Consider the following 26,363-nt stretch of genomic DNA (forward strand, 5'->3'; position numbering starts at 1 on the left):
GGCACATCATGACGGCGCCACACCTCCCTGCGACCTCGGTCTCTCCCGCGATCGATCCCGGCTGGGATCCGGCGGTCTGCGAGCCGCTGATCGAGCGGCTGTGGGCGCTGCGGCGCCAGATGACCGCCGGCCGCGCCGGCTGCGGCCTCGGCCGGCAGCTCGCCGGCGGCCACTGCAGCGCGGCGCGCCTGGTCCTGCTGACGCGCCTCGACGAAGAGCTCCTCGCGCAGCGCATCGTCGGCGGTCGAGAAGCGCTCCCACCATTGCGCCAGGTCGGCATCGGCCTCGCCGGTGTCGGCGCGCAGGCGCAGGAAGTCGAAGCCGGCACGGAAGCGCGGCTGCGCCACCAGCGCCAGCGCCGCCGACGGGGTGCGCCGCTCCAGGCGCGGCTGCATCATCCAGATCTCGCGCATGTCGGCGGCCAGCTTGCCGCGGCCGGAAATGTCGCCGATGCGCGCGTCGAACACCGCATCGATCGCCAGCTGCAGCGCCGGCACCGGCAGCTCGCCACGGGCGCGCAGCTCGTCGGCACGGCGCACCACGTCATGCCAGAGCATGCACGCCAGCATGAAGCTCGGCGCCACCGGCTTGCCCTCGCCGACACGGCGGTCGGTGTCGGCCAGCGCGCGCTGGATGAACTGCTCGCGCCCGTCGTCGCGGTGCACATCGTCGAGCACCGCGTCGAGGATCGGGAAGATGCCGCTGTGCAGGCCCTGCTTGCGCAGCTCCTCCAGACTGGCCAGCGAGTGGCCGGTCTGCAGCAGCTTGATCATCTCGTCGAACATCCGGCTGGCCGGCACCGCCGACAGCAGCTCGGCGCAGGCGCGGATCGGCTCGCGGGTGCCGGGCTCGATCTCGAAGCCCAGCTTGGCGGCGAAGCGCACCACCCGGATGATGCGCACCGGGTCCTCGCGGTAGCGGGTGACCGGGTCGCCGATCATGCGCAGCACGCGGGCACGCGCGTCGGCGATGCCGTCGTGGTAGTCGACGACGATACGCCGGCGCGGGTCGTAGTAGAGCGCGTTGACGGTGAAGTCGCGCCGCGCCGCATCCTCGTCCTGCGGCCCCCAGACGTTGTCGCGCAGCACCCGGCCGCTGGCGTCGACCACATGGCTCTTGTCGGCCAGCGCGGCGCGCGAGGTCTTCTCGTTGCCCTCGACCTGCTCGGCGGCGGCCGGGTCGAGGTAGGCGCGGAAGGTCGAGACCTCGATCACCTCGTGCTCGCGGCCGCGGCCGTGCACGACATGCACGATGCGGAAGCGCCGGCCGATGATGAAGGCGCGCCGGAACAGGCCCTTGACCTGCTCGGGCGTGGCGTTGGTGGCGACGTCGAAGTCCTTCGGCCGGTGGCCGAGCAGCAGGTCGCGCACCGCGCCGCCGACGATGTAGGCCTCGAAGCCCGCGTCCTGCAGCGTGGTGACCACCTTGACCGCGCGCTCGTCGAGCAGCGAGGCATCGATGCGGTGCACCGAGGCCGGCACCTCGACGCGCGTGCCGCGCACCGGGCCGGCCACCGCAGCGGCCGCGACTTCCGCCGCGGCGACGGCCACCGGCGTCGGTTCGACAGGCAGCGGCAGCGCGGCAGCCGGCGCGGCCGCCGGTCGCAGCGACACCGCCTCGAGGGTGGTCTCGCCGACCGGAGTGGACAGGCTCGACTTGCCGAGCAGCTTGCGGATGATGTTCTTGATCATGGGAAGAGACGCAGTATGCGCCAGCCGCGCTGCGTGGCGGTGGCCTCGAGCGCCGGGCTCGGATTGGTGGCCACCGGATCGGTGGCGATCTCCAGCAGCGGCAGGTCGTTGGGCGAGTCGCTGTAGACGCTCACCCCGGAGAAGTCGGCCAGCGAGGCGCCCTGCCCGGCCAGCCAGTCATGCACGCGCTCGACCTTGCCCTCGCGGAAGGTCGGCGTGCCGCGCACCCGGCCGAGCCAGCGGCCGTCGGCCTCGCGCTCGAGCTGCACCGCCAGCAGATGATCGACGCCGAACTCGGCGGCGATCGGGGTGGTGACGAACTCGTTGGTCGCGGTGACGATCGCCACCAGATCGCCGCGGCGCTGGTGATGGCGCACCAGCTCCAGCGCCTGGGGGGTCACCCTGGGGCGCAGCACCTCGGCCAGGAAACGCTCGCGCGCGGCCAGGGCCTCGGCCAGCGGGCGCTGACGCCACACCGAGGTGGCGAAGTCGATGTAGGCGTCGAGATCGAGCGTGCCGGCCTGGTAGTCGGCATAGAAGGCATCGTTGCGGCGACGGAACTCGTCGGCATCGGCCCAGCCGATCTCGACCATGAAGCTGCCGAAGGCATGGTCGGAGTCGATCGGGATCAGCGTGTGGTCCAGGTCGAACAGGCAGAGATGGCGGGAGGGTGCGGTCATCGGTTCGGTTCGGGTAAGGGGCGAGGCGCGCTGGCGGATCCGAGCACGGCTCAGATCTCGTCCGGCTCCGCCAGCATCTGCCGCAGCAGCGCCAGCGTGACCGCCTTCTTGTTCGACAGCGCGTAGCGGTCGAGCCGGTCGAGCAGTTCCATCAGCGGCACCAGCTCGTTGCCGGCTCGGCCCACCAGCTCGGCCATCATCTCGTCGTCGAGGGTGATGCCGCGCCGCTCGGCCTCGCGGCGCAGCAGCGCGCGAACCTGCTCGTCGGTCGGGGGCACCAGGCGGTAGACCAGCCCCCAGGCCAGCCGGGTGCGCAGGTCGTCGCGCACCGGCAGGTCCACCGGCGGCAGCCGCCCGGCCGCCAGGATCGGCACGCCCAGCGTCGTGGCCTCGACGAACATCCGGAAGGCCTCGTGCTGGCGGCGCCGATCATAGCGGTCGCAGTCGTCGAGGATCAGCAGCCGGGCCTCCTCGTCGAACTCCCAGGGCACCGGCGACTTCAGGTCGAAGGCCGCCACCCGCAGCCCGAAGGACTGCGTCTGGCTGGCCGCGGCCTGCATCAGATGCGACTTGCCGCTGCCCGGCGGACCCCACAGATACAGCGGCATCGTCGGGTTGGGCGCCAGCAGCGCCATCAGCACCTGTTCCCACTGCGCGTTGGCGCCGGGAACGAAGGTATCGAAGCGCAGCACCGGCTCCGGCCCGAAGGCCAGCGGCACCTGTCGCATCGTCGAGGACGGGTCACGGGACATGCGTGCGGAGAAGGTCGTTTCGTTGTCGTTCGGGCATCGGCACATCAGTCAGCCACATCAGCCACGGTAGAGCCGGCTGTCGACATAGGCCCGTCGCACCCGGCGCAGCGCCACCAGCACCAGCGCACCGGCCGGCAGCGCCAGCAGCACGCCGACGAAGCCGAACAGGTGCCCGAAGGCCAGCAGCGCGAAGATCACCGCGATCGGGTGCAGACCGATGCGCTCGCCGACCAGGCGCGGCGTGAGCACGAAGCTCTCGAGCACCTGGCCGACCCCGTAGATCAGCAGCACCGCACCGGCGCCGTACAGGCTGGCGAACTGCAGCACCCCGGCCAGCAGCGCCAGCGCCGCGCCCAGGCCGAAGCCCAGGTAGGGAATGAAGATCGCCAGCCCGGTGAACACGCCCAGCGGCAGCGCCAGCTCGAAACCGGCCAGCGCCAGGGCCGAAGTGTAGAAGGTCGCCAGCACCAGCATCAGCAGCAGCTGTCCGCGCAGGTACTGCCCGAGCACCTGGTCGCACTCCTCGGCGAAGCCGCAGACCGCCTCCAGATGGCGCGGCGGCACCAGACGGCGCAGCCGCCCGGTCAGCATCGGCCAGTCCAGCAGCAGGTAGAACATCACCACCGGCACCAGCACCGCATTGCCCACCAGCGCCAGCAGCACGCTGCCGCCGATGCGCGCCGAACTCAGCAGCGCGGCCAGCATGTCCTCGCCGCCGGCATCGAGATACTTGACCACGAAGGCCTTGATGCCGGCGATGTCCAGCCTGACGCTGATGCCGTACTGCGCCAGCCACGGCGCCAGCCCGTCGTTGATGCGGGCGGCCAGCTGCGGGATCTGCTCGCGCAGCCGGGGCAGCTCATGCGAGATGACCGGCACGATCAGCAGCAGCACGCCCAGCAGCGCGGCCATCGCGATCAGCTCGACCAGCAGCGCCGCCAGCGCCCGCGGCAGGTGCAGATGCCGCTGCAGCCGCCCGACCGCCGGCTGCAGCGCATAGGCCAGCACCAGCGCGGCCAGGAAGGGCGTGAGCACCGGCGCCAGCAGCCACAGCAGCAGCCCGGCCAGCAGCGCCACGCCCAGCCAGGCCAGCATCAGGCCCCGGGCTCGGGTCAGTCTCGGCAGAGAGGGGCTGGTCATCGGGTCGTGCGGGGTCCTGGGCAATGCGGATGAAGACTCTGGCCGGCCTCAGTGCCAGCGCGGCGGCCCGGCCTCGCGCAGCGCCGCCAGCTGCGCGCCGATGCGGCGCCGGTCGGCAGCGCTGCGGCCCGCATGGTCGAGATAGCACTGCAGATCCTCGATCGCCTCGGTGGTCAGGCCGAGCTGCGCCAGCGTCAGGCCGCGCTCGCGCCGGCAGGTCCAGTTCTCCGGCTCGAGCGCGACCTGCCGGTGCTGGATCTGCAGCAGGCGCGCCGGATCGCCGTCGGCCCGGTGGACCCGCTCGAGGTTGCGCAGCATGCGCGACAGGATCTCGCGCGCCGAGGCCGGCTGCAGATGCTCGGCCAGCAGCTCGCCCAGCGCGCCGGAGGCCGCCTCGACCCCGAGCCGCGACATCGCGTCGAGATCCAGCCAGGGCTCGAGCCGCTCCTCCAGCTCGTGACGCGACAGCGAGCGCCCGCTGAGCGGATCGATCACCGCCTCGCCCATCGGCAGGTGCAGCTTGACCAGGAAATGCCCCGGGAACGCCAGCCCGTCCGCCTGCAGGCCGATCTGGCCGGCCAGCTCGAGGTAGATCACCGCCAGGGACACCGGAATGCCGCGCCGCTGGCGCAGCACCTGATGCAGATGGCTGCAGGCCGGCTCGTCGACATCGCCGGCGATGAAGCCAAGATCCTTGTAGAGGAAATGATGCAGGGCCTGCACCCGCTGCAGCGGCGAGGCATCGGCGGCCAGGCGCCTGCGCAGCCGCCAGGCCAGGGTGTCGAGCTCGGTCTGCACCGCCTGCAGGTCCAGCCCCGGCTCCTCGGCCTGCGCGATCGCGGCCGCCGCCTCGGTCAGGGACAGGCTGTCGTCGTCGGCGACCAGCGCGGCGAAATACTCGAGCGGGGACAGGGAGCTGCGGTCCATGGAGCGAAAGTGTATCGACTGCACGCGCCTGGCCTGCGGATGCCTGGGGATTCGCGCCGATCTCACTGCCGCCGCGCGAACTGGCGCAGGTCCAGCCCCAGCAGCCGCAGCACGCCGAAATACAGCAGCGCCACCCCGCCGAGCACCCCGGCGAGCACCAGCGCACGCCAGCCCGGCTGGCTGCGCAGGCCGATCCAGTCGATGGCCTGGGCCGCCCAGGCCAGCGCCGCGCCCAGCGCCACGCAGCCCGCCGCCACCCGCAGCGCAAAACCGCCCCAGCCCGGCTCGGGCTGGTAGCTGCCGCGCCGGCGCAGGCCGGTCAGCAGCCAGGTCGCGTTGACCAGCGCAGCCAGGCCGATCGACAGCGCCAGCCCCGCATGACCCAGCAGGGGAACGAAGACCAGGTTCATCAGCTGCGTCAGCGCCAGCACGACGATGGCGATGCGCACCGGGGTGCGGATGTCCTGCTTCGCGTAGAAGCCCGGCGCCAGCACCTTGATCGCCACCAGCCCCATCAGGCCGGCGCCGTAGCCCATCAGCGCGATCACCGTCTGGCGCACATCCTCGGCGGTGAAGGCGCCGTAGTGGTACAGCACCGCCACCAGCGGCTGCGGAAACACCAGCAGCGCCACCGCACACGGCAGCGCCAGCAGCACCACCAGCCGCAGGCCCCAGTCGAGCAGGCCCGAGTAGCGCTCGGTCTCGCCCTTGGCCTGCGCGGCCGAGAGCTGCGGCAGCAGCACCACGCCCATCGCCACGCCCAGCAGCGCGGTCGGGAACTCCATCAGCCGGTCGGCATAGGTCAGCCACGACACCGAACCCGCCACCAGATGCGAGGCGATCTGGGTATTGACCAGCAGCGACAGCTGCGCGACCGACACGCCCAGCAGCGCCGGCGCCATCTGCCTGAGGATGCGGTGCACGCCCTCGTGGGCCCAGGCGCGGCGCAGCGCCGCCGGCCCCAGCCCCAGGCGCGGCAGCATGCCGATGCGTCGCAGCGCCGGCACCTGCACCGCCAGCTGCAGCACGCCGCCGACCATCACCCCGACCGCCAGCGCATAGACCGGCCGCAGCCCCCAAGCCTCGAACTGCGGCCGCAGCAGCCAGGCGGCGGCGATCACGCTCAGGTTCAGCAGCACCGGCGTGGCGGCCGGCACCACGAAATGCTTCCACGAATTCAGGATGCCCGCCGACAGCGCCACCAGCGACATGCAGCCGATGTACGGGAACATCAGCCGGGTCATCACCACCGCGGCCTCCTGGCCGTCGGCCGGCAGGCCCGAGGCCATCGCCCAGACCAGCACCGGCGCGCCGATCACGCCCAGGGCACACACCGCCACCAGCGCCCACAGCAGCACGGTGGCCACCGCATCGATCAGCGTCTGCGTCTTCTCGTCACCCTCGGTGGCCCGCGAGGCGGCCAGGATCGGCACGAAGGCCTGCGAGAACGCGCCCTCTGCAAAGAGCCGCCGCAGCAGGTTCGGGATGCGGAAGGCGACCTGGAAGGCATCGGTGGCCGCGCTGGCGCCGAAGGCGGCGGCAATGAGCTGCTCGCGCACCAGCCCGGTGATGCGCGAGGCCAGCGTGAGCGCAGACACGACGGAGGCAGAACGAAGCAGACTCATGGATGGGGACTTGAGCGTCAGGGGTCGCAGGTCTTGCGATTATCAATGCTATACTGCTAGGCTTTTCCACCCGGAACACGAAACACACCATGGCCACCTCGTCCAAAGCCAAGAAGAAGACCGTCCGCATTGCCTCGGGTCGCAAGCGTGCGCGTCAGGATGTCAAGCTCAACGCCGCCAACACCGCGCTGCGTTCGAAGTTCCGCACCGCCGTCAAGGGCGTGCTGAAGGCCGTCGCCTCCGGCGACAAGGCCAAGGCTGGCGACACCTTCAAGACCGCCCAGGCCGTGATCGATTCGATCGCCGACAAGGGCATCTTCCACAAGAACAAGGCCTCGCGCATCAAGAGCCGCCTGTCGGCCAAGATCAAGGCCCTGGCTCCGGCCCAGGCCGCCGCCTGAATCAGCTGATCCGGGTGGATCCCAGCAAAAGCCCGCTTGCGCGGGCTTTTTGCTTTGCGCGAAGGGCTCAGCCCCCCGCCACCTTGTCCGCCTCGCTGGTGAAGGCATCGGCGAAGAATTCCTCCTCCGGCAGACCGCAGGCCGCGACGAAGTCGCGCTGCGCCGACTGCACCATCACCGGTGCGCCGCAGGCGTAGACCTGATGGCCCGACAGATCGGGCAGATCCGCCATCACCGCCTGATGGACAAAACCGGTGCGACCGCTCCAGTCCGCATCGGGCTCGGAGAGCACCGGCACGAAGCGCAGCCACGGCAGCCGCGCCGCCGCCGCCTCGGCCCAGTCGCGCAGATAGAGATCGGCCGCCTGGCGTGCGCCCCAGTACAGCACCGTCGGCCGGGTCAGGCCCTTGGCTTCCATGTGCTCGATCAGCGCCTTGATCGGCGCGAAGCCGGTGCCCGAGGCCAGCATCACCACCGGCCTGGCGCTGTCCTCGCGCAGGAAGAAGGTGCCGAACGGCCCTTCCATGCGCAGGATCTCCTTCTCCTTCATCGCGCCGAAGACATGGTCGGTGAAGCGCCCGCCCGGCATGTGGCGGATGTGCAGCTCCATGACGCCCTGTGCCAGCTCGGGCGCGCTGGCCATCGAGTAGCTGCGGCGCGCGCCGTCGCGCAGGATGAACTCGACATACTGGCCAGCGTGGTACTGGAAGGACTGGTTGGCCGGCAGCTGCAGCTTCAGCACCGCCACATCGGCGGCCGGACGCTGGATCGACATCACCCGCGTGGGCATCTTCAGCACCGGGAACTGGTCGGCGGCCGTGACCTGGCGCGACTCGATGACGCAGTCGGTCTGCGGCGTGGCACAGCAGCTCAGGATCAGGCCGGCCTCCTCCTCTGCCGCGCTGAGCGCCTTGAGCTGGTGCGCGCCGTGGATCACCCGGCCTTCCAGCAGGCGGCTCTTGCACGAGCCGCAGGCGCCATCCTTGCAGCCATAGGGCAGACCGATGCCCTGGCGGATCGCCGCGGGCAGCATGACCTCGTCGCGCGCGACCTCGAACTGGCGGCCGGAGGGCTGGACGGTCACGGTGAAATTCATCTCTTATCCTTCGGGGTTGTCATCACATCACCACGGGGCGAGATTGTGCCGCACCACCACCGGGGCCTGCGCCCTGCACTGCCTGCCGCGGCGACCCGCCTGCTGCGGCGCCCGCGCCTGCTGATCGTCGGCTGCGGCGATGTCGGCCAGCGCGTGGCCCGGCTGCTCGGCGAGCGCTGGCGCCTGGTCGCGCTGACCTCGGACGCCGCACGCGTGCCGGCGCTGCGCGCGCTGGGCATCCGGCCGCTCGTCGGCAATCTGGATGAGCCCGCCACGCTGCGCCGGCTGGGCGCGCTGGCGCCGCGGGTGCTGCATCTGGCACCGCCGCCAGGCCACGGCGCGGGCGACCCGCGCACCGCGCACCTGCTGCAGGCGCTGGCCCGTCACGCGCCGCCGGGCGGGCAGCGGCTGGTCTACGGCAGCACCACCGGCGTCTATGGCGACTGCGCGGGCGCGCGCTTCGACGAGACCCGCCCGGTCGCGCCGGCCAGCGAGCGCGCGCTCCGGCGTGTCGCCGCCGAGGCAAGGCTGCGCCAGGCGGGCGGCAGCGGCCGGCTGAAGGCGACGATCCTGCGCATTCCCGGCATCTATGCCGGCGACCGCCCGGGCGGCCATCCGCGCGAGCGGCTGCAGCGCGGCACGCCGGTGCTGCGCGCCGAGGACGATGTGCACACCAACCACATCCATGCCGACGACCTGGCGCGCGCCTGCGTCGCCGCGCTGCTTCGCGGGCGACCGCAGCGGGTGATCCACGTCTGCGACGACACCGAGCTGAAGATGGGCGACTACTTCGATCTGGCCGCCGACCTGTGCGGACTGCCACGGCCACCGCGCATCAGCCGCGCCGAGGCGGTGCAGCGGCTCTCGCCGATGCAGATGAGCTTTCTGTCGGAGTCGCGCCGGCTGGTCAACCGGCGCCTGAAGGACGAGCTGAGGCTGACGCTGCGCCACCCGAGCGTGGCGACCGGTCTGCTGGCCTGAGGCCTGGAGCGCTCAGCGCCGACGCTGGCGGGGCGGGAACGGCGGCAGACCGCGCCAGTAGCGCATCATCAGCCAGCCGCCCAGCATGCCGCCGAGGTGGGCGAAGTGGGCCACGCCGTTGCTGCCCATCAGGCCGAACAGCAGCTCGATGCCGCCGAAGACCATCACGAAGATCTTGGCCTTCATCGGGATCGGCGGGAACAGCGGCATGATGGTGCGGTCGGGAAACATCATCCCGAAGGCCATCAGCAGGCCGAACAGCGCACCGGAGGCGCCCAGCGTCGGGCCGCCGCCGCTCGCCCCCAGGCTGACCACGATCAGCTGGATCACGCCGCCGGCCAGCGCGCTGGCGCCCAGGAACTGCAGATAGCGCTGGCGGCCCCAGATCGACTCCAGCTCCGAGCCGAACATCCACAGGCCCAGCATGTTGAAGAACAGATGCCCCATGCTGCCGTGCAGGAAGGCATAGGTGATCAGCTGCCACGGCATGAAGGAGCCGCCGCCCAGGCCGCCGCCGAGCGGCCAGAGCGCAAACAGCGCCTCGACCCAGAAACCGAACAGCAGCTGCACGCAGAACAGCGCGGTGCAGATCAGCATCAGGGCCTTGGTGACGGGCGGGATCTGGGGCATGTCGGCGGAGGTTGCGGGGATCCGCGAGGGATCTGGTGCCGGAGGCCGGACTCGAACCGGCACGCCTGTGAGGGCGGTGGATTTTGAATCCACTGCGTCTACCGATTTCGCCACTCCGGCAGGAGAAAGAGGATGCGTCGGTCGCGCGGCGGCGATTATGGCATGGCCCCACGACACGCCGCCCTTGCTGCCACAATCGCCCCGATCCGCGACCCCGAGGACCCCAAGGAGAGAAGATGCCTGACTACAAGACCGTCGAGGATGTCATCGGCGCGACCCCGCTGGTGCGGCTGCAGCGCCTGGCCGGCGAGGAGGCCGCGCGACGCGGCAACGTGATCCTCGCCAAGCTCGAAGGCAACAACCCGGCCGGCTCGGTCAAGGACCGCCCGGCCATCAGCATGATCCGCCGCGCCGAGGAGCGCGGCGACATCCGCCCCGGCGACACGCTGATCGAGGCCACCAGCGGCAACACCGGCATCGCGCTGGCGATGGCCGCGGCCGTGCGCGGCTACCGGATGGTGCTGATCATGCCGGAGGACCTGTCGATCGAGCGCGCGCAGACCATGAAGGCCTTCGGCGCCGAGCTGATCCTGACCCCGAAGGCCGGCGGCATGGAATACGCCCGCGACCTGGCCGAGCAGATGCAGCGCGACGGCAAGGGCCGGGTGCTCGACCAGTTCGCCAACCTCGACAACCCGCGCATCCACTACGAGACCACCGGCCCGGAGATCTGGAACGACACGCAAGGCCGCGTCACCCACTTCGTCAGCGCGATGGGCACCACCGGCACCATCACCGGCACCTCGCAGTACCTGAAGGAGATGAACCCGCAGGTGCGCATCGTCGGTGCCCAGCCCTCGGAGGGCTCGCGCATTCCCGGCATCCGCAAGTGGCCCGAGGCCTACCTGCCGAAAATCTACGAGCCGCGGCGCGTCGACGAGATGATCCTCGTCAGCCAGGCCGACGCCGAGGACATGGCCCGGCGCCTGGCACGCGAGGAAGGCCTGTTCGCCGGCATCTCGGCCGCTGGCGCCTGCTGGGCGGCGCTGCAGGTCTCGGCCCGGGTCGAGAACGCCACCATCGTCTTCATCGTCTGCGATCGCGGCGACCGCTATCTCTCCACCGGCGTCTTCCCGGCCTGAACGCACCACAACACAGCACGACACAAACCACTATGGTGCCTTGCGCACCATGAATGGAATGCTCGTGAACAGCGCTGCCCCACGACAAGGCAGCCACGCGCCAGCACGGTGCCGGCGCCACCGGCCCCAATCCGGAAAAAAATTCATCTCAGCCTCCCGGAACCCTCCCGTTTCCGAGGGGAACCGGTCGAAATCCCGACATGGGAGGCTCGTGATCTGAGCCATGCTTGGCATCGCAATTGCGATCCGTCAGGTTCCGATCGTGCGCACCACCGAAGTGCGCATGCCCTCCAGACCGCGGGTGAACCTCGAGATGAACGAACTGATCAACATGACCTGGGTGGCGATCTGCACCGCCCTGGTCTTCTTCATGCAGGCCGGCTTCGCGCTGGTCGAGGGCGGCCTGTCGCGGGCCAAGAACTCGATCAACGTGATCATGAAGATCTACCTCGGCACCTGCCTGGTCGGGGTGGGCTTCTGGGTGGCAGGCTACGGACTGGCCTTCGGCAGCAGCCAGGGCGGCCTGATCGGCACGAGCCTGTTCGCGCCCGAGGGCCTGAAGGCCTTCGACGCGGTCGGCCTGCTCTACCAGATGATGTTCGCGACCACCGCGGTCAGCATCGTCTCCGGCGCGGTGGCCGAGCGCATGCGCTACGGCGCCTACCTGGCCTTCGCGCTGCTGATGTCGCTGCTGATCTACCCGGCCTATGCGCACTGGACCTGGAACCCGTCGGGCTGGCTGAAGACGATGGGCTTCGTCGATCTGGCCGGCGGCGGTGCGGTGCACGCGATCGGCGCCTGGTGCTCGCTGGCGGGCCTGCTGGTGCTGGGGCCGCGCCTGGGCCGCTTCGGCCGCAACGGCGAGGTGCGCGACATTCCCGGCCACAACCTGCCGATGGTGGCGCTCGGCGGCTTCATCCTGTGGATGGGCTGGTTCGGCTTCAACGGCGGCTCGATCGGCGGCCTCGAAGGCGGCCAGCTCGGCACGGTGCTGCTGTCGACCTACCTGGGCGGCTGCGCGGGCGGCATCGGCGCGCTGGCCTTCATGCGCCTGAGCGGCCGGCCGGTGCTGATGAGCGCCTCGGTCAACGGCAGCCTGTGCGGTCTGGCCTCGCTGACCGCCGGCGCCGCGACGATGAGCCCGGTCTTCGCGCTCCTGACCGGCCTGGTCGCCGGCGCGGCCTGCACCTGGGGCGCCGAGGCGCTGCGCCGGCTGCGCATCGACGATGCGGTCGACGCGATTGCGGTGCACGGCATCGGCGGCGTCTGGGGCCTGCTGGCCGCCGGCCTGTTCTACCAGGGCGATCTGTTCGACGGCGCCCGGGTGATGGTGCAGCTGCTGGGCGCGCTGGCCACCTTCGCCTGGGCCTTCCCGGTCGCCTGGCTGCTGTTCAAGCTCATCGACCGCCTGATCGGCCTGCGCGCGCCGACGCTCAACGAGCAGCGCGGCCTCGACGCCACCGAGCACCACGAGATCGGCTACCCCGAGTTCCAGGATTCGCCGGGGCAGCTGCACAAGGAAACCTGATTCGATGGCCACTGAAGCCCTGTCCCTGCGCCGCCGCGCCGCCTGCGCGGCGCTGTCTCCCGTGCTCGACGAGGAGGCGCTGCTCGACGCGCTGCGCCTGCAGCACCAGTCGATGCGCGGCGACGCGGTCGCGGACATCATCCGCTACATCGATCAGGTCGCGCAGCGGCATCACATCGAGGCGCCGCTGCGCAAGAAGCTCTACGAGACCTTCTACAAGGCCCTGCGCCTGCCCGAGGACCAGCTGCCGATGGACCCGTGGCCGATGATGTATCCGCAGGCGCCCGCGGCACCGGCACCGGCTGCGCCCGCCCCCGCTGCGCAGGTCGCGGCGCCACCGGTGGCGGCGGCCGCCGCGATCCATCCGGTGGCCGCGGCGATGCAGGCGGCCGGCATCGCACCGGGGCCGGCTCCGCTGCCGACACCGACCGCGCCGGCACCCGCCACGGCCTCGGCGCTGCCGCCCGAGCAGGCGGTCTGCGCCGACCTGATGCGCAGCGCGCTGGCCGAGGTGCAGCGCTTCCATCCCGGCGCACTGCAGGATCTGGGAGACAGCGCGCTCGATCTGATCGACACGCTGAAGGTGCCGCTGTCGCTGCGGCGCACGCTGCGCGAGCTGTGGACACGGCCGCTGCAGGCGCACTGGGTGCTGGACCTGCCGGCGGCCGAGCTGTCGCAGGTGGTGCACCTGCTCTACATGGCGCTGTGCGAGGCACTCGGCCCGGTCGAGGCCGACCAGGTGCTGACCCGCGCGGTGCGCGCCGCCGAGCAGGGCCCGCAGGCGCGGCAGTTCTCGCCGCGCCGGCTGCTCTGAGCCCGGGGCGGGATCAGGCCGCGGCCGGCCCCATCCGGGCCAGCATGTCGGCGGCAGCCGCCTGATGCCGCCCGCTGTCCTCGCGCAGCACCACCTCGAGCAGCTCGCGCGCAGCCGCCTCGCGGCCGATCTCGAGACAGGTGCGGGCCATCTCGACGCGCAGGGCACCGCGCAGCTCCGGATCGATCGATCCGGCCAGCGGGCCGCAGGCACGGACGCCGACGACGAGGTCTCCTCGCCTTCGGCCGCCACCGGACGGACCAGCTCGGTCACCAGCGGCGTGGCCTCGACGGTGCGGGCCATGTCGGCCGCTGCGGTCGACACGTCGAAGTTGCGCGGCGCCGAGGCGCGCAGGGTCTCGACCGGCGAGGCGGACGGCAGCGCCGCCTCCTGCAGGCCGGGGCGACGACGCCACAGGATCACGCCGCCGGCCAGAACGCCCGCGCCCAGCAGCCAGGGCAGCCAGCGCAGCGCCGAGGCCGGAGCCGCCGCCTCATCGCCCTCGCGGGCCGCAGGACGAGCGACATCGGCCGCCGGACGGGTGGCCGGGCTCGCAGGGGTGAGCGTCGCCGACGAGGCCGCCGCTTCGGCCGGGACTTCAGCGGCGGCGGACGCCGGCGCAGACGCGGGCATCGGCTCCGGGGCAGGCGCCTGGACGGCCGGAGCGGCCGGCATCGAGGCTGGAGCGCTCGCCGGGGCGGGCGCAGGCGCGGAGGCTGCCACCGGCGGCGGCGTCACCACCGCAGCGACCGGCGCGCCTGCCGCCGGCAGCGCGGGCAGCGTCGCGCCCGACTTCAGCGCCGCCAGATGCGCCTCCACCAGCGCCATCGATGCCGCGCGATCCTCCGCCTTCAGCTCGCCCAGCGAGGGCAGCACCAGCGGCACGCCCTGGCGCAGCCGGTGGATGTTGCCCTTGACGAAGGCATCCGGATTGCGACGCAGCACGGCCACCATGACCTGCTGGCGCCCGACACCGGCCTGCCGGGCCACCTTGCCGGCGATGTCCCACAGATTGTCCTGCGCGACGGTCGTGCGGAAGGGCCGGGCCGTCTCGCCGACGATCGGCTCCGCCGCCGGCTGGGCCGATGCCACGGGCAGGAGCGCCAGCGGTGCGCAGGCCAGCGCGAGATGGATCAGTCGGCGCTTCAGAGGAGGCAGCATGGGGTGTTCACACCATCAAGGTGTCCATCAGGTCGATCATGAACTCGGTGTCCTCCTGGTCCTGCTTCTCCCAGCCGCTCAGGCCCAGCGCCTCGAGCGTGCGACGCCCGTCGGAGGCCGGATCGTCCATCGACAGCAGCAGCTGCTGCAGCGGCTCGCGCAGATGCGCGGCGCGCGGGCCCACCAGCAGCACATGCCGCACCAGGCTGATCTCGCTGGTCATCAGCGGGCGCAGCTGGCGGCGGATCGGCGCGCTCAGGTCGTCGAAGGCCTCCTTCAGGAAGAAGCCGCAGTCGGCCTTGCCCTGAAGCAGGGTTCGCGCCAGGACCACGTAGGTCGACACCGAGGCGGTGGACACGTTGCCGCGGTTCAGGTCGGCCGACTCCAGCAGGATCATGCCGATCAGGTTGACATCCGGGTCGCGGGTCACCGCCAGGCGCAGGCCGGGCTGCAGATCCTCGACCGACTGCGCCGGCGAGTCGGCCGGCACCGCGATGACCACCTCGTCGGGGCAGTCGCGCGGCGCGGCGATGGCGACGAAGCCCTTCTCGCGCACCAGCATCGCCGCGTCATAGGGATTGGCGTAGATCAGGTCGACCTTGTCGGCGGCAATCGCCTGGCGCTGCGCGGCGAAGTCCTCGTACAGCTCCAGATGGATGCGCTCGCCCAGCCGGCGCTGCAGCCAGGTGTTGAACACATACCAGCCGGCGATGTGCTCGGGCGAGAAGTCGGGGCTGACCGTCAGCTCCAGCGGCGTGGTCGCGGCGTTCTCGCTCACTTCAGTTCCTCCGCCCGCATCCGGGCATAGAGCGCGATGCACTCGTTGACCTTGCTGCGCGAAGGCTTGCGACGCACCGAGGTGTAGCCCACGACCCGGCCGTCGCGCACGTTCGGGATCGCGGTGGCGAACACCCAGTAGTGCGCGCCGTCCTTGCGCAGGTTCTTCACATAGCCCTGCCACTTCTCGCCGCGCTCGACGGTGTCCCACAGGTCCTTGAAGGCCGCCGCCGGCATGTCCGGGTGGCGCAGGATGCAGTGGTTCTCGCCGATCAGCTCGTCGCGCTCATAGCCGGACATGTCGACGAAGGCCTGGTTGGCGTGGGTGATCACGCCGGCGGTGTCGGTGCGCGAGACGATCAGCTTGCCGTCCGGATACGGCACCTCATGGTCCACGACCAGCACCCGGCGGGTGCGCCCGTCGTGGTAGCTCATCGTCAGCTCGCGCCGTTCCCCCGGCACCAGATCGGACTCGTTCATGTCGGTCATCATCGGATTCCCTCGATCACGAAGCGGACCGATCAGATGACCTTGCTGATGGCGTCGGCAGCACGCTTGACGTCGAGGAAGATCAGGCCCAGGCGCGAGTTCGGCTTGCACAGCGCGGTCAGCACCGAGTCGGGGCCGGCATGCGTCATCAGCACATAGCCCTTGGCGCCCTTGACCAGCACCTGCTCGAGCTCGCCGCGGGCCAGCTCGCGCGAGGTGCGGTCGCCCAGCGACAGCATCGCGGCGCTCATCGCGCCGACGCGGTCCTCGTCCATGCCGGCCGGCAGCATCGAGGCCATCATCAGGCCGTCGGTGGACAGCACGGCCGAGGCCTCGATGTCGGCGGTCGAGCCGTTCAGTTCGCTCAGGATCGAGTTCAGCAGGTCTTCACGCATGGGCGTTTCCTTCGGGAAAAGTGGTGGTTGGGTGGTCGAGGGGAGAGGGAGGCCATCCGGGCGTCCGGTGCGGCCCCCCCGCCACGCCGGATCACCCGCAGATCAGTCGATCAATCGATCAGGCGATCATCGCGTTCAGATCGAGGTGCGGCCGTAGCGCACGCCCAGCGCCCACACCAGCGTGGTGAACGCCTCCTGGTTGAAGCGCGGCATGCCGCTGACGATCAGGATGAAGTAGTCGTCGCCGAAGTACAGCGGCCAGAAACCGACCTCGCTGCAGCCGGCGGCATTCACCATGCCCCAGCCGTCGCTGCGCAGGCGCATGTTGCCGTGCAGCAGCCGCGAGTGGCGCTCATGCACGCTGGCGATGTCGCCGCCCAGCGCGGCCAGTTCCTCCGAGGTCTCGTGCGCGAAGCCGGCGGTGCCCAGGTACAGGCCGCGCTTGTCGGCCAGGATGGCCTTGCCCTCGTCGGAGAGCTGGGTCAGCAGCGGCGGCAGCATCGCCTCGATCGAGTCGGGCGGCACCTCGACCTGCATCGGCAGGCCCTGCACGAAGCCGGAAGACTGCAGCCGGTAGACGAACTCGAGCGCATCCTGCTGGTTCAGGCCCATCCAGTCCTGCACCAGATCGGCGCTCAGGCGCGGCGTCTCCGGCTCGCTGAGCAGGCGCTGCAGGAAGGTGCGCGCCGGCTCGCGGGTCGGCCGGCTCGCGGCGTAATAGGCGCCCGCCGGGGTCGGGTGCAGGTAGAACTCGCCGGTGAGCGTGTAGTGATCCATGGGCGCGGGCATCGGCAGACAAGCCGCCAGGAGAGTCGGTTCGGGAACTCGGCAGTCAGAGGGTCGGATCGATCTGCAGCAGCAGCGCCTCGATCAGCACCGAGACATCGCCGCGCTGGCGCGCATCGACCTCGAAGATCGGCGCAGTCACCTCGAGCTCGGCGAGCTGGCGCGCGTAGTCGTCGATCGTCGGGGTGGCGCGCGCATCCATCTGCGTCACGCCGATGACCAGGCGGGTGCTGTCGATGAATTCCTTGAAGGACTTGATGTAGAAGCGCATGTCCTCGAAGGGCGTCGGCCGGGTGTTGTCGAGCAGCAGCACCAGCCCGATCCCGCCCTTGGTGAGGATGTCCCACATGAAGTCGAAGCGCTCCTGGCCGGGCGTGCCGTACAGGTGGACCTTCTCCTTCGGGCCGAGGCGGATCATGCCGTAGTCCATCGCCACCGTCGTGTTGGACTTGCGCTTCTGCGTCATGTCCGAGGCATGCTCGTCGGTGCGGATCGGCTCGATGTCGCTGATCGAGGCGATCGCCGTGGTCTTGCCGGCACCGACGGGGCCGGTGAAGATGATCTTGTGGTCGGTATGGGCCATGAGAATGTGTCCGGGGCGTCCTGGGGGCGTCGTGGAGGAGGACGTCTTCGATTATTTGTGCAGCCAGCCGAACAGGCGGGTCAGCAGACCGCGGTTGTCCTTGGCCTTGCCGCGCTGCGACCTGCGGATCTGGCCGCCGTCGTCGGTGATCAGGTCCAGCGCGAGCGCCGCGTTGTAGAACGCGAACACATGGCGCTGGGCGATCTTCAGGGACTGGGCCGTCTCCAGCAGCGAGGCGCCGCGCGTGGTCCAGAGCGCGGCGATGCGCAGCGCGTGCGGGGTGCGGTGCAGCCGGGTCAGGTTCGGCCAGCTCTTGAGGTAGACGGTCGCCGCCGGATCGACGCCGACCGGCAGCCGGCCGGCCGAGGTCTCCAGCGCCGCCTGCCAGAGCACCTGGTCGAGCCGGCGCACCAGCGCGGTCCGGGTCAGCGTGTCCTGCAGATCGGCGAACTCCTGGCGGCTGAAGGCACGGGTCTTCGGGCGCTTGTCCACCGGCGCGCGCACCAGCTCGGCGAAGCGCTCGGCCGAGAACTCGCAGTAGATCAGGTTGGTGGTGCCGTCGACGGTGATGCGGCCGGCCGCGCTCTCCAGGTGCGCGGGCACCTGCCACTTGCCGCTGACCTGGAAGGCATCCTTCAGCACCCCGACCAGATGCTGGGCCGGGTCGAAGCGCAGCGCAGCGTCGGCCGCCAGCGCCGCGGCATCCATGTCGGCACGGGCGCCGCAGTAGCGCGCCTCGTCGACCAGCTCCTCCGGGCGGCAGCGGCGCAGGCCCTGGGCATCGAAGGCGGCCGAGGCCAGCGCAGGCACCGCCTCGGCAGGCGCTGCGGTGCGAGGCGCCTCCTTGGGCAGGTCCTTGGGCGTGTCCTTCGGCAGATCCCTGCGGACCGGCGCGACCGCAGGAGCCCGGGTGGCCATAGGCTGTGGCGCTGCAGCAGGCTGCACTGCGGGCGCGGTCACGGCGGCCTCCAGCACCGGCTCGGCCACCGGCGCGGCAACCACCGGAGCCGCCACCGGCACGGGGGCCGGCCCAGGGGCGGATGCCGCTGGCCGCACCGGAGCCGGCGCAGGTGCGGTGTCGCGGCCGAACAGCCGGCGCAGCAGTCCCCCGAAGCCACCCGGACGAGCCGGCGCAGGTGCCGGTGCGGGCGCCACCACCGGTGCAGCGGCAACGGGCGCCGGTTCAGGCGCAGGCGGGCTGGCAGGTGCGGGCGCCGCCACGGGCACGGGCTCCGGCGCAGGCTCCGGGGCCGGCGTGACCTCCTGCCACTGCGACGCCGGTCCGGTGTCGACGACCGGCCGCGCCTCAGCCGGGACTGCAGCCGGCGCCTCGGCCGCATCAGGCGCCGCCACCGGCGCCCCCAGGCGGCCAGCGCGCAGATCGGCTGCCGCCGCCAGCAGCGCGGCCGGCGTCACCGGCTTGTGCACCCACACGGCGCCCTCGACCTGCTGTGGCTGGGTCGACAGCGCGATGCCGGGCCGGCCACTGCGAGCCCGGAAGGCCTCCCAGTGCAGGCGAGACTCCAGCGTGTCGAAGTCGAAGATGGCCACATCGGCCACCTCCTCGCCGCTCGGCGCAAAACTGCTGCGGCCGGAGCTCGAGAAGAAGAAATCCAGCACCGCCTGCGTGCGCGGCGGCAGGGACAGAAGGGCAACCTTCAATCGGGTTTGCAGCTTGGAGGCTTCCACTGACTACAGGCTCAAGGTCGTAGGGAATCGATCATGGATCTGGAGTCGTCGCGCCAACGGCGTCTCAGACCCAGCCCGCAGGCACCGCACCGTGGCGCGCGACCAGCCGCTCGGCCATCGCGGCCTTCGCGGCGTCGTCGCGGCTGTGGCGATAGATCGCCAGCAGCTCGCGCAGGACCTCGTCGTCCTGCGGCGCGTCGAGAAGTGCTTCCTCAAGCATGCCACGGGCACCCTCCAGGTCGCCGTATTCGAGTAACGACATCGCCTGCTGGAATGGCGTCTCCCGCGCCACCTCGCGACGCTGCAGTTCCACCATCGCCGAGGCCCCGAGCACCGCGCTGTCGAACAGCGACCAGTCCTGCGCCGGCAGGCGGGTGCCGCGCGGCAGACCGCTGTCCAGATGCACCCGCAGCAGATGGGCATCCTGCGGATCGAGCCAGGGCTCGGCCTGGTCGAGCAGCTGGCGGCGCAGGCCACGCCCCCGGTCACCCAGCGCCAGGAAAAGATCGACCAGCGCGCCGAAGGCCCGCTCGGTCAGCGGCGGCTGGCAGGCCAGCAGCACCCGGCGCACATGCGCCTCGACATCCAGCGCGTCGCGCGCCACCTGACCGGAGAGATGCCGCCATGCGGCCAGGGGATCGACCCCGGGCGGACAGTCGAGCCGGCCGGCCCGCACATAGGCGAACACCGGATCGATCGCCCCCTGGATCGATCCCTGGAAGATCTGCTCGACTGCGCTCATTGCCACCCGCTCGCCCGGCCCACGCACCGGATCATGTGTCCTTCGATCACCGCACCCTGGTGCATCTCGATCGCCCCGTAATGGACATCGCCGCGAATGCGCGCCCCGGCGCGCAGCTCGACGAGACCGCTGGCATGCACCGGCCCCTCGATGCAGCCGTAGACCACCAGATGCGACACCCGCACCTCGCCGGCCACCCGTCCCTGGTCGCCGATCGTCAGCGTGCCCGCGTCGGTGCGCGACACCGTGACGTCGCCGTCGACCTGCCCGTCGATGCGCAGCCCGCCGGAGAAGATCAGGTCGCCGCGGACCTGCGTGCCGACGCCGAGCAGGCAGTCGATGCGCTCGAGCTTCGGGTCATCCGTCATCTGCCGGGTCGTGCGGAGGAAAGGCATGGCGTGCGGCCCTCGCGATCGATGGGAAGAGAGGTCGGGACGGTGGTGCATCGGCACATCATCCGTCATGGCGGCAACAGGGTCGAGTCAGCCGGCCGCCGGTGCAGCAGGCCCGCCCCCCTGCCCGAGGGAGCCCCGCAACGGCAAAGCCATGCATCCGCAGCACGGCATGAACCTGTGATAAATGCATCCAAACACCCCGCATATCTCCGATTTGAACACGACAGGCTCAGACAATGACCCAGGTCGATCTCATCGAAGGAAGCCAGGGTCGATTTTGCTCAAGAACGTCAGTTTTTGGTACCAAAATGATCCCGGATCAGGCGCCGCAGCCCATCGGCAGCCGGTCGGAGGCCGGTTAAGATCCGGCCTCCCTTGCGCAGCCCCTGGATCCACACCATGCCCCGCTGTGATCGCCCCACCGCCGCGATGCCCCAACGCCATCGCCCCCCCGGCCACCGTCGCCGCCTGCTGCTGAGCCTGCCGCTGCTGGCGCTGCTGGCGCAGGCCACGCCTCGCGCGCACGCGCAGCATCAGGTGCGCCGCGCCTTTCCCGCCGAGGCGCTGCGCGGCACGCTGCTGGTGCTCGATGCCCCGGAGGTGCGCCTGAACGGCGAGGCCGCCCGCCTGGCCCCGGGCGCACGCATCCGCGACGAGAACAACCTGCTGGCGATGAGCGCCGCGCTCACCGGCCGCCGGCTGACGGTGAACTACACCGTCGAAGCCCTGTTCGACGGCTCGGTGCTGCTGCGCGATGTCTGGATCCTGCGGGCCGACGAGATCGCGAACTTCTGGCCGCGCTCGCGCGAGGAAGCCGCGCGCTACCAGCTCGACCCGGTCGCCCAGGTCTGGAGCCGGCGCAGCACCTGAGCCCGGCCTGCGGACGCGCGCGCCCCACGGCCGCTCGTCCGACGACTTTTTCCACCGCCCTTGACCGGCCGCGCCTGGCGCCGCGCCGGTTGCCTTTGTTTCGATTTGCTTGCAATCATGAACAACGAACCCTCCGTTCCCACCGATGCGCCGGCGCAGAAGAAGGTCTACATCCGCACCTTCGGCTGCCAGATGAACGAATACGACTCGGACAAGATGTCCGACGTCATGAAGGCCGCCGAGGGCTACACCCCGACCGACGACCCGGAAGAGGCCGACCTGATCCTCTTCAACACCTGCTCGGTGCGCGAGAAGGCGCAGGAGAAGGTCTTCAGCGACCTCGGCCGCGTCAAGCACCTGAAGAAGAAGGGCGTGCTGATCGGCGTCGGCGGCTGCGTGGCCAGCCAGGAAGGCGCGGCGATCATCGAGCGCGCGCCCTATGTCGATGTCGTCTTCGGCCCGCAGACGCTGCACCGCCTGCCGCAGATGCTCGAGGCCCGCCAGCGCGCAGGCCGCCCGCAGGTCGACATCAGCTTTCCCGAGATCGAGAAGTTCGACCACCTGCCGCCGGCGCGGGTCGAGGGCTCGTCGGCCTTCGTCTCGATCATGGAGGGCTGCAGCAAGTACTGCTCCTACTGCGTCGTGCCCTACACCCGCGGCGAGGAGTTCAGCCGCCCGTTCGAGGAAGTGCTGACCGAGGTGGCGGGCTTGGCCGACCAGGGCGTCAAGGAGATCACGCTGCTGGGCCAGAACGTCAACGCCTACCGCGGCCGGATGGGCGACACCGACGAGATCGCCGACTTCGCGATGCTGATCGAGTACGTCGCCGAGATCCCGGGCGTCGAGCGCATCCGCTACACCACCAGCCACCCCAACGAGTTCACGCAGCGCCTGATCGACGTCTACGCCCGCGTGCCGCAGCTGGTGAACCACCTGCACCTGCCGGTGCAGCACGGCGCCGACCGCATCCTCTCGGCGATGAAGCGCGGCTACACCACGCTCGAATACAAGAGCACGATCCGCAAGCTGCGTGCGGTGCGCCCGGACATCAGCCTGTCCACCGACTTCATCGTCGGCTTCCCCGGCGAGACGGCCGAGGACCACGCGCGCACGATGAAGCTGATCGAGGACATCGGCTTCGACGCCAGCTTCAGCTTCATCTACAGCGCCCGCCCCGGCACGCCGGCGGCCGCGCTGCCCGACGACACGCCGCAGGAGGTCAAGCTCGCGCGCCTGCAGGAGCTGCAGGCCGCCATCGAGGAGAACGTGCGTCGCATCAGCGCCTCGCGCGTGGGCACCGTGCAGCGCATCCTGGTCGAGGGCCCCTCTCGGAAGTCCAGCAAGGACACGCCCGAGCTGATGGGCCGCACCGAGTGCAACCGCATCGTCAACTTCCCCGGCGGCCCGAACGCGGCGCGTCTGGTCGGCCAGATGATCGACGTGACCATCACCTCGGCGCTGCCGCACTCGCTGCGCGGCGAGGTGGTGGTCGCGGGCTGACGCTGCGCGGCGACCGGCAGGCCAGGTCGCTCACTGTGTCACGCCGAACGACATCACCCCGGCCTGCGTCGCCGTCGGAACGGAATACGTCACCGACAGCCCCGTGCCGAGCAGCCGCAGGCTGACACATTCGCGGAAGTTGATCGTCGTTCCGGTCGGAGTCGTGGACGATCCGGCCGGGCGATGGGCATAGCCATTGCGCGGCCAGTTTTGCTGGATCTTTTCATCGTGACTGTCGTCCGTGACCAGCAGCGGATTGCGACGCGTGCGCACATAGCTGTCGGTCGCGGCATCGGCGCTCTTCGTCACGAAGGCCGACTCGCTGAACACGGTCGAACTGGCGATGCGATCCATGGTCATCGACATGTCCCATGAACGACTGCTGCCGCCGACCGTCGGCAGGGTGCGGGCCACATTGGGCGTGAACACACCCCAGCTCCCCCCTGAACCGATCCACAGCACCATCAGATCACCGGAACCGGTGCGATAGGCGAACCAGCGATCCGTCCAGGGATCAGCCGGGTCGATCGAGCGCATCGTGAAGCCGCCCCGACCATCTGCAGCCACTGGAGCAAAGGGCGGCCATTGGGTCGTACAGGTTCTGGCCAGCACATCCTCATTGAAGCAGCGTGCCCAGACAATGTCGCCCGCACTACCGAGCTTGGCCGTGACCGTATGCCCCGCCGAGGGCGAGCCCTCGAGATTCATCATGTTGAACTCTCCGGCCAGGTCCGCCAGCGTCAGGGACTGCTCAGGCAATGCCACACCGAGTCGGTTGACTCCGTTGATTTTCGAGGTCATGACCATCACCCCCGCCTGCGAGACGACGGCGTCAGCCGGATCGCCGTTCAGGCCGGTGCTGCCCGCATAACGGCAGGTGCCGTTGGCACTCAGATGGGTGACCGTGCCATTGTCGGCGGTGAAAGTCAGCGTGGTGGCATCCATCGTGCCGCGGCTGATCGTGTCGAAATCACCATCAGCCTTCAGGCCCGCCGGGGCTAACCAGACAATGCGAACGGGACCGCTGCGCAAGGCGGCGCAATTGCTCGCCTGCGGCTGACTCAGCAAGGCAGCTGGCAGCCGCACCGTGGGACTGGCGCTGGCCACCGACGAGGTGAGCTGCGTCAGCGTCATGCCGGCCGTCGTCAGGTTCGCCTCCAGGCCGGACAGCACCTGCCCATAGGTGTTGCCGGTCTGCGTCGTGCCCGCAGGCACCAGGGCCGCCGTGACCGGATTGTCGACCCCCGTCGCATCGATCCCCCGCGCCGTCAGATCGGCCTGCACCGTGCTGACCGCCGCATCGACGCGAGCGGCCGTCACCAGCGCCGCCGTGTCGGCACTGAAGTTGCCGTAGAAGGTGGCCGGATCTCCTGCGGCCATGCTGGCCACCACCAGCTGCGTCAGCGGTGTCAGGTTCGCCGTGGCGGTGCGCCCGCTGCCATAGGCGACCGAATACAGATCGCCATCGGTCGTTCCGGCCGCACGGAGCACGCAGGGCAGACTGCCACCGGTCACCGTGACGGTATAGCTGCCATCGCTGTTGCTGGTGGCCGTGCCGCTGCCACTGGCGCACTTGACGTCGATGGAGCGCGCCGACTCGGCCGTCCGAGCCGCGACGATGCCAGACAACGTCAACGATCCCGAGGCAGGCGGGCTGTCCTCCCCGCCGCCGCCGCCGCATCCGGCCAGAGCCAGCACGGCGGCAAGAGCCACGGCATTCAGGCCAGCCGTCATGGGGGTTCGGGCCAAGGAAGTCACAAAGGTCGCAGGCATGGTCATTTCCTTTCTGTGCTGTCGTTCGTGCATCAGGCTCAGGCCATCAGAGCTTCCAGAGCAGTTCGGCACCGAGCGCTGCCTGGCTCAGGCGATGGCTGGGCAGTTCGATGCCGCCCACGCCCGACTGGCCTGGTCTGCTGGAGTGCGACACCTTGAGCCAGCCTCCCAGCTGGACATCGCGGGCAAGCGCCCGGCTGTAGCGAGCCTCCAGCGCCAGATCCCACCCGCCCAGGCGGTCGAAACGGCTCTGAGGGAAGGCGGTGTTCTCGACACGGCGCCAGATCGGCACCCCCAGCAGGAGCCGGACACCGTAATGCCGATCACGGCCGCGCAGGACCTCGGAATCGAGTGCCGCGCCCAGCTGCAGCAGCACCTCGGCCTGGGTCTCCTCGGTCGTCTGGCCGGGCGTGATGCTCACCAGTCCGTCAGGTCCGGCCACATACCCGAAGCGCCTGAACGACTGGGAACGCATGGCCAGTCCGCCGAGCGCGAACCACTGGTCCTGCACCCGTCGGTGGGCCAGCAATCTCGTGACCGTGTCGGAGAAACGAAACTGGTTGGTCTGCAGCACCGGACTGCCCAGCGTCACGCCAGCCACGCTCGGCGCAGTGGCCGACCATGTCTCGGTGACGGTCGACGGCGCAAAAGTGGTCTCGTTGTCGAGCGAGGCCAACCAGTCGGGCGTCACTGCATAGAGTGCGCCCGTCACCAGCAGGGGGCTGTTTGCATCGACCTCACTGCGCACAGGCAATGAGGATGCGGTCTCGCGATAGCGGCTGCGCTGCATCGCCAGCCCCACGAAATAGGAAAATCCGCCCTCGGAAAGCTGCGCCTGAACACGATCGGCTTCAGATGCAACGGCGGTCTCGGCCGCAGGTGCAGCCGCCGACAGGACAACCAGCCCAGCCGCAAGAACGGTCAGCGCAAGGGGATGAGTCATGAGACACCCGTGGAGTTCTGATACCCCACAGGGTGCCTTCCGCCTTCACTCGCCTCTTCGACCAAACGGCTGATGCATGCAGTCGAGCTGAGGCAGATCAAGCCGCGACAGGGAGCCCGTCAGCGGCTGCAGAGCCACCGGCTCAGCGCGGGCTGAGCGCGTCGTCCTCGGCCTCCTGCCAGCCGCGGTAGCGGGCGGCCAGCGCCATCGCGCGCTCGGCGTCGGCCGCGGTGACGGTGTCGGCATGGCGGTAGCCGCTGTCGAGCAGATGCTGCATGTGCCAGCGGTTGCCCAGCAGGCCGAAGACCAGATGGATCAGCAGCAGCACGCCCGAGAAGATCAGCGCGCCGACCAGTTCCAGCGGCACCAGCAGGCCCGCCAGCACCAGACTGGCCAGGCCGGCCAGGCCGACGCCCCACATCTTCAGCGCCAGCGCCCAGAAGCATCCCAGACCGAAGGCAGTCCACGACCAGCCGGGGCGAATGCTCTCCAGCGCACCGTCGGGATGCTTGAACACCTTGAACTGCCTCATTTCCAGCTCCTGAACTTGTTGTGGCCGCCATCCTATGCAGCCCGGCCGGGGAACCCCCTCGTTCAAATGGAGGGGTTCAAACGCCCAGCGAGCACTTGTTCACGGGGCAAGGTCAGGAAAATCCCTTGACCCCCTCATTCAAGGGGCCTCATCCGAAGCCCGCAACGAGGCGATTCAGTCGGTCGGAAGCAACAGACTGACCTTGCCCCTGTATTCCGTATCCCATAGCCAGACTACGCGCTGGCTTGCCGAGCTTGGCCGGCGAGCCAGTTTTCTTCGAACTGCATCGGGCTGACGTAGGCCAGCGTCGAGTGCAGTCGG

27 protein-coding genes, 1 tRNA gene and 1 pseudogene are annotated in these 26,363 nt (G+C 70.1%); 7 read left to right on the forward strand and 22 right to left on the reverse strand.

All coding sequences use genetic code 11. From position 1 onward, the window contains the following. The 6 genes from pcnB to murJ all read right to left on the reverse strand — a co-directional run. Positions 1 to 1,691 (reverse strand): polynucleotide adenylyltransferase PcnB (gene pcnB, locus HZU84_RS18230; protein ID WP_257644645.1); only part of this gene is annotated, 1,691 nt, incomplete at its 3' end. Next, positions 1,688 to 2,371, reverse strand: coding sequence for a histidinol-phosphatase (locus HZU84_RS18235; protein ID WP_149502603.1), 684 nt, complete (start codon positions 2,369 to 2,371; stop codon positions 1,688 to 1,690). The genes pcnB and HZU84_RS18235, both read right to left, overlap by 4 nt. A gap of 50 nt (positions 2,372 to 2,421) precedes the next feature. Then, entirely contained in the window at positions 2,422 to 3,123 is a 702-nt protein-coding gene (locus tag HZU84_RS18240) for an HdaA/DnaA family protein (protein ID WP_244954414.1), read from the reverse strand. Between the two features lie 57 nt (positions 3,124 to 3,180). Beyond that, positions 3,181 to 4,263 (reverse strand): AI-2E family transporter, encoded by a 1,083-nt coding sequence (locus tag HZU84_RS18245; protein WP_149502602.1) that lies wholly within the window; start codon positions 4,261 to 4,263, stop codon positions 3,181 to 3,183. Between the two features lie 48 nt (positions 4,264 to 4,311). Beyond that, positions 4,312 to 5,190, reverse strand: a complete 879-nt coding sequence (locus HZU84_RS18250) for a SirB1 family protein (protein ID WP_149502601.1) — start codon at positions 5,188 to 5,190, stop codon at positions 4,312 to 4,314. A gap of 62 nt (positions 5,191 to 5,252) precedes the next feature. After that, entirely contained in the window at positions 5,253 to 6,815 is a 1,563-nt protein-coding gene (gene murJ, locus HZU84_RS18255) for a murein biosynthesis integral membrane protein MurJ (RefSeq protein ID WP_149502600.1), read from the reverse strand. Positions 6,816 to 6,904: 89 nt separating this feature from the next. Between murJ and rpsT the strand changes: the two genes are divergently transcribed. Beyond that, entirely contained in the window at positions 6,905 to 7,216 is a 312-nt protein-coding gene (gene rpsT, locus HZU84_RS18260; RefSeq protein WP_149502599.1) for a 30S ribosomal protein S20, read from the forward strand. 67 nt (positions 7,217 to 7,283) lie between these two features. Here the strand turns inward: rpsT and HZU84_RS20745 are convergent, their stop codons facing one another. Next, positions 7,284 to 8,312, reverse strand: coding sequence for a CDP-6-deoxy-delta-3,4-glucoseen reductase (locus HZU84_RS20745; RefSeq protein ID WP_244954413.1), 1,029 nt, complete (start codon positions 8,310 to 8,312; stop codon positions 7,284 to 7,286). A gap of 45 nt (positions 8,313 to 8,357) precedes the next feature. Here HZU84_RS20745 and HZU84_RS20750 point away from each other — a divergent pair, with 45 nt between their 5' ends. Next, positions 8,358 to 9,293, forward strand: coding sequence for an SDR family oxidoreductase (locus HZU84_RS20750; RefSeq protein WP_244954412.1), 936 nt, complete (start codon positions 8,358 to 8,360; stop codon positions 9,291 to 9,293). A 12-nt stretch (positions 9,294 to 9,305) separates the two neighbouring features. On the opposite strand, the gene HZU84_RS18275 is transcribed toward HZU84_RS20750, so the two are convergent. Then, positions 9,306 to 9,923 carry a rhomboid family intramembrane serine protease gene (locus HZU84_RS18275; protein ID WP_037479340.1) on the reverse strand — a complete coding sequence of 206 codons (618 nt, stop codon included), beginning with the start codon at positions 9,921 to 9,923 and terminating at the stop codon, positions 9,306 to 9,308. Between the two features lie 33 nt (positions 9,924 to 9,956). Next, positions 9,957 to 10,043 (reverse strand) — tRNA-Leu (locus tag HZU84_RS18280). Between the two features lie 116 nt (positions 10,044 to 10,159). On the opposite strand from HZU84_RS18280, the gene cysM reads away from it, so the two are divergent. The 3 genes from cysM (at position 10,160) to HZU84_RS18295 (ending at position 13,407) form a co-directional block, all read left to right on the forward strand. Then, positions 10,160 to 11,065, forward strand: coding sequence for a cysteine synthase CysM (cysM, locus tag HZU84_RS18285; protein ID WP_149502596.1), 906 nt, complete (start codon positions 10,160 to 10,162; stop codon positions 11,063 to 11,065). Positions 11,066 to 11,378: 313 nt separating this feature from the next. Next, positions 11,379 to 12,593 (forward strand): ammonium transporter, encoded by a 1,215-nt coding sequence (locus HZU84_RS18290; protein ID WP_149505137.1) that lies wholly within the window; start codon positions 11,379 to 11,381, stop codon positions 12,591 to 12,593. A gap of 4 nt (positions 12,594 to 12,597) precedes the next feature. Next, entirely contained in the window at positions 12,598 to 13,407 is an 810-nt protein-coding gene (locus HZU84_RS18295; protein ID WP_149502595.1) for a hypothetical protein, read from the forward strand. 13 nt (positions 13,408 to 13,420) lie between these two features. On the opposite strand, the gene HZU84_RS18300 is transcribed toward HZU84_RS18295, so the two are convergent. The 10 genes and pseudogenes from HZU84_RS18300 to HZU84_RS18345 form a co-directional block, all read right to left on the reverse strand. Then, positions 13,421 to 13,558, reverse strand: coding sequence for a FimV/HubP family polar landmark protein (locus HZU84_RS18300; RefSeq protein WP_149502594.1), 138 nt, complete (start codon positions 13,556 to 13,558; stop codon positions 13,421 to 13,423). 665 nt (positions 13,559 to 14,223) lie between these two features. Beyond that, positions 14,224 to 14,568: pseudogene (locus tag HZU84_RS21165) on the reverse strand (FimV/HubP family polar landmark protein); the annotation flags it as partial. Between the two features lie 7 nt (positions 14,569 to 14,575). After that, positions 14,576 to 15,346: a phosphate/phosphite/phosphonate ABC transporter substrate-binding protein gene (locus HZU84_RS18310; protein ID WP_244954411.1), complete on the reverse strand. Its 771-nt coding sequence runs from the start codon at positions 15,344 to 15,346 to the stop codon at positions 14,576 to 14,578. Continuing rightward, a complete protein-coding gene (locus HZU84_RS18315) occupies positions 15,343 to 15,834 on the reverse strand; it encodes a PAS domain-containing protein (RefSeq protein ID WP_219341004.1) in 492 nt (163 codons plus the stop codon). Before HZU84_RS18315 ends, HZU84_RS18310 begins: the two co-directional genes overlap by 4 nt. Positions 15,835 to 15,866: 32 nt before the next feature. Further along, a complete protein-coding gene (locus HZU84_RS18320) occupies positions 15,867 to 16,229 on the reverse strand; it encodes a roadblock/LC7 domain-containing protein (protein ID WP_037479351.1) in 363 nt (120 codons plus the stop codon). A 135-nt stretch (positions 16,230 to 16,364) separates the two neighbouring features. Continuing rightward, positions 16,365 to 17,018, reverse strand: coding sequence for a hypothetical protein (locus tag HZU84_RS18325; RefSeq protein ID WP_257644646.1), 654 nt, complete (start codon positions 17,016 to 17,018; stop codon positions 16,365 to 16,367). A gap of 43 nt (positions 17,019 to 17,061) precedes the next feature. Next, positions 17,062 to 17,598, reverse strand: coding sequence for a GTP-binding protein (locus tag HZU84_RS18330; RefSeq protein ID WP_149502591.1), 537 nt, complete (start codon positions 17,596 to 17,598; stop codon positions 17,062 to 17,064). A gap of 51 nt (positions 17,599 to 17,649) precedes the next feature. After that, on the reverse strand, positions 17,650 to 19,260 hold the full coding sequence (locus HZU84_RS18335) for a hypothetical protein (RefSeq protein WP_180693060.1): 1,611 nt from the start codon (positions 19,258 to 19,260) through the stop codon (positions 17,650 to 17,652). A gap of 91 nt (positions 19,261 to 19,351) precedes the next feature. Next, entirely contained in the window at positions 19,352 to 20,029 is a 678-nt protein-coding gene (locus tag HZU84_RS18340) for a hypothetical protein (protein WP_149502589.1), read from the reverse strand. Further along, positions 20,026 to 20,424, reverse strand: a complete 399-nt coding sequence (locus HZU84_RS18345; RefSeq protein ID WP_149502588.1) for a bactofilin family protein — start codon at positions 20,422 to 20,424, stop codon at positions 20,026 to 20,028. The genes HZU84_RS18340 and HZU84_RS18345 overlap by 4 nt, the downstream gene beginning before the upstream one ends. A 429-nt stretch (positions 20,425 to 20,853) precedes the next feature. On the opposite strand from HZU84_RS18345, the gene HZU84_RS18350 reads away from it, so the two are divergent. After that, complete coding sequence (locus tag HZU84_RS18350) at positions 20,854 to 21,294, forward strand: hypothetical protein (protein WP_149502587.1); 441 nt, start codon at positions 20,854 to 20,856, stop codon at positions 21,292 to 21,294. A 117-nt stretch (positions 21,295 to 21,411) separates the two neighbouring features. Then, a complete protein-coding gene (gene miaB / locus HZU84_RS18355) occupies positions 21,412 to 22,794 on the forward strand; it encodes a tRNA (N6-isopentenyl adenosine(37)-C2)-methylthiotransferase MiaB (protein WP_149502586.1) in 1,383 nt (460 codons plus the stop codon). A 30-nt stretch (positions 22,795 to 22,824) separates the two neighbouring features. Here miaB and HZU84_RS18360 read toward each other — a convergent pair whose 3' ends face one another. The 3 genes from HZU84_RS18360 to HZU84_RS18370 form a co-directional block, all read right to left on the reverse strand. After that, the gene (locus HZU84_RS18360; RefSeq protein WP_180693061.1) at positions 22,825 to 24,528 is read right to left on the reverse strand and encodes a hypothetical protein; all 1,704 of its coding nucleotides are present in this window, start codon (positions 24,526 to 24,528) and stop codon (positions 22,825 to 22,827) included. An 85-nt stretch (positions 24,529 to 24,613) separates the two neighbouring features. Beyond that, a complete protein-coding gene (locus HZU84_RS18365; RefSeq protein ID WP_149502584.1) occupies positions 24,614 to 25,510 on the reverse strand; it encodes a hypothetical protein in 897 nt (298 codons plus the stop codon). Positions 25,511 to 25,652: 142 nt separating this feature from the next. Then, positions 25,653 to 26,042: a DUF2628 domain-containing protein gene (locus HZU84_RS18370; RefSeq protein ID WP_149502583.1), complete on the reverse strand. Its 390-nt coding sequence runs from the start codon at positions 26,040 to 26,042 to the stop codon at positions 25,653 to 25,655. Positions 26,043 to 26,363 lie beyond the last annotated feature (321 nt).

Origin of the sequence: Sphaerotilus sulfidivorans (genome assembly GCF_013426975.1) — a bacterium.
GTDB classification, from domain to species: domain Bacteria; phylum Pseudomonadota; class Gammaproteobacteria; order Burkholderiales; family Burkholderiaceae_C; genus Sphaerotilus; species Sphaerotilus sulfidivorans.

Bases quoted from the DNA above. Each gene is read 5' to 3' on its own strand.
- HZU84_RS18295 (WP_149502595.1), top strand. From the start codon at position 12,598: ATGGCCACTGAAGCCCTGTCCCTGCGCCGCCGCGCCGCCTGCGCGGCG.
- HZU84_RS18365 (WP_149502584.1), bottom strand. From the start codon at position 25,510: ATGACTCATCCCCTTGCGCTGACCGTTCTTGCGGCTGGGCTGGTTGTC.
- HZU84_RS18370 (WP_149502583.1), bottom strand. From the start codon at position 26,042: ATGAGGCAGTTCAAGGTGTTCAAGCATCCCGACGGTGCGCTGGAGAGC.
- miaB (WP_149502586.1), top strand. From the start codon at position 21,412: ATGAACAACGAACCCTCCGTTCCCACCGATGCGCCGGCGCAGAAGAAG.
- HZU84_RS18360 (WP_180693061.1), bottom strand. From the start codon at position 24,528: ATGACGGCTGGCCTGAATGCCGTGGCTCTTGCCGCCGTGCTGGCTCTG.
- HZU84_RS18315 (WP_219341004.1), bottom strand. From the start codon at position 15,834: ATGACCGACATGAACGAGTCCGATCTGGTGCCGGGGGAACGGCGCGAG.
- HZU84_RS18330 (WP_149502591.1), bottom strand. From the start codon at position 17,598: ATGGCCCATACCGACCACAAGATCATCTTCACCGGCCCCGTCGGTGCC.
- HZU84_RS18350 (WP_149502587.1), top strand. From the start codon at position 20,854: ATGCCCCAACGCCATCGCCCCCCCGGCCACCGTCGCCGCCTGCTGCTG.
- HZU84_RS18235 (WP_149502603.1), bottom strand. From the start codon at position 2,371: ATGACCGCACCCTCCCGCCATCTCTGCCTGTTCGACCTGGACCACACG.
- HZU84_RS20745 (WP_244954413.1), bottom strand. From the start codon at position 8,312: ATGAATTTCACCGTGACCGTCCAGCCCTCCGGCCGCCAGTTCGAGGTC.
- HZU84_RS18245 (WP_149502602.1), bottom strand. From the start codon at position 4,263: ATGACCAGCCCCTCTCTGCCGAGACTGACCCGAGCCCGGGGCCTGATG.
- rpsT (WP_149502599.1), top strand. From the start codon at position 6,905: ATGGCCACCTCGTCCAAAGCCAAGAAGAAGACCGTCCGCATTGCCTCG.
- HZU84_RS18300 (WP_149502594.1), bottom strand. From the start codon at position 13,558: ATGGCCCGCACCTGTCTCGAGATCGGCCGCGAGGCGGCTGCGCGCGAG.
- HZU84_RS18345 (WP_149502588.1), bottom strand. From the start codon at position 20,424: ATGCCTTTCCTCCGCACGACCCGGCAGATGACGGATGACCCGAAGCTC.
- HZU84_RS18340 (WP_149502589.1), bottom strand. From the start codon at position 20,029: ATGAGCGCAGTCGAGCAGATCTTCCAGGGATCGATCCAGGGGGCGATC.
- HZU84_RS18275 (WP_037479340.1), bottom strand. From the start codon at position 9,923: ATGCCCCAGATCCCGCCCGTCACCAAGGCCCTGATGCTGATCTGCACC.
- HZU84_RS18325 (WP_257644646.1), bottom strand. From the start codon at position 17,018: ATGCCCGCGCCCATGGATCACTACACGCTCACCGGCGAGTTCTACCTG.
- HZU84_RS18290 (WP_149505137.1), top strand. From the start codon at position 11,379: ATGAACGAACTGATCAACATGACCTGGGTGGCGATCTGCACCGCCCTG.
- murJ (WP_149502600.1), bottom strand. From the start codon at position 6,815: ATGAGTCTGCTTCGTTCTGCCTCCGTCGTGTCTGCGCTCACGCTGGCC.
- HZU84_RS18240 (WP_244954414.1), bottom strand. From the start codon at position 3,123: ATGTCCCGTGACCCGTCCTCGACGATGCGACAGGTGCCGCTGGCCTTC.
- cysM (WP_149502596.1), top strand. From the start codon at position 10,160: ATGCCTGACTACAAGACCGTCGAGGATGTCATCGGCGCGACCCCGCTG.
- HZU84_RS18250 (WP_149502601.1), bottom strand. From the start codon at position 5,190: ATGGACCGCAGCTCCCTGTCCCCGCTCGAGTATTTCGCCGCGCTGGTC.
- HZU84_RS18320 (WP_037479351.1), bottom strand. From the start codon at position 16,229: ATGCGTGAAGACCTGCTGAACTCGATCCTGAGCGAACTGAACGGCTCG.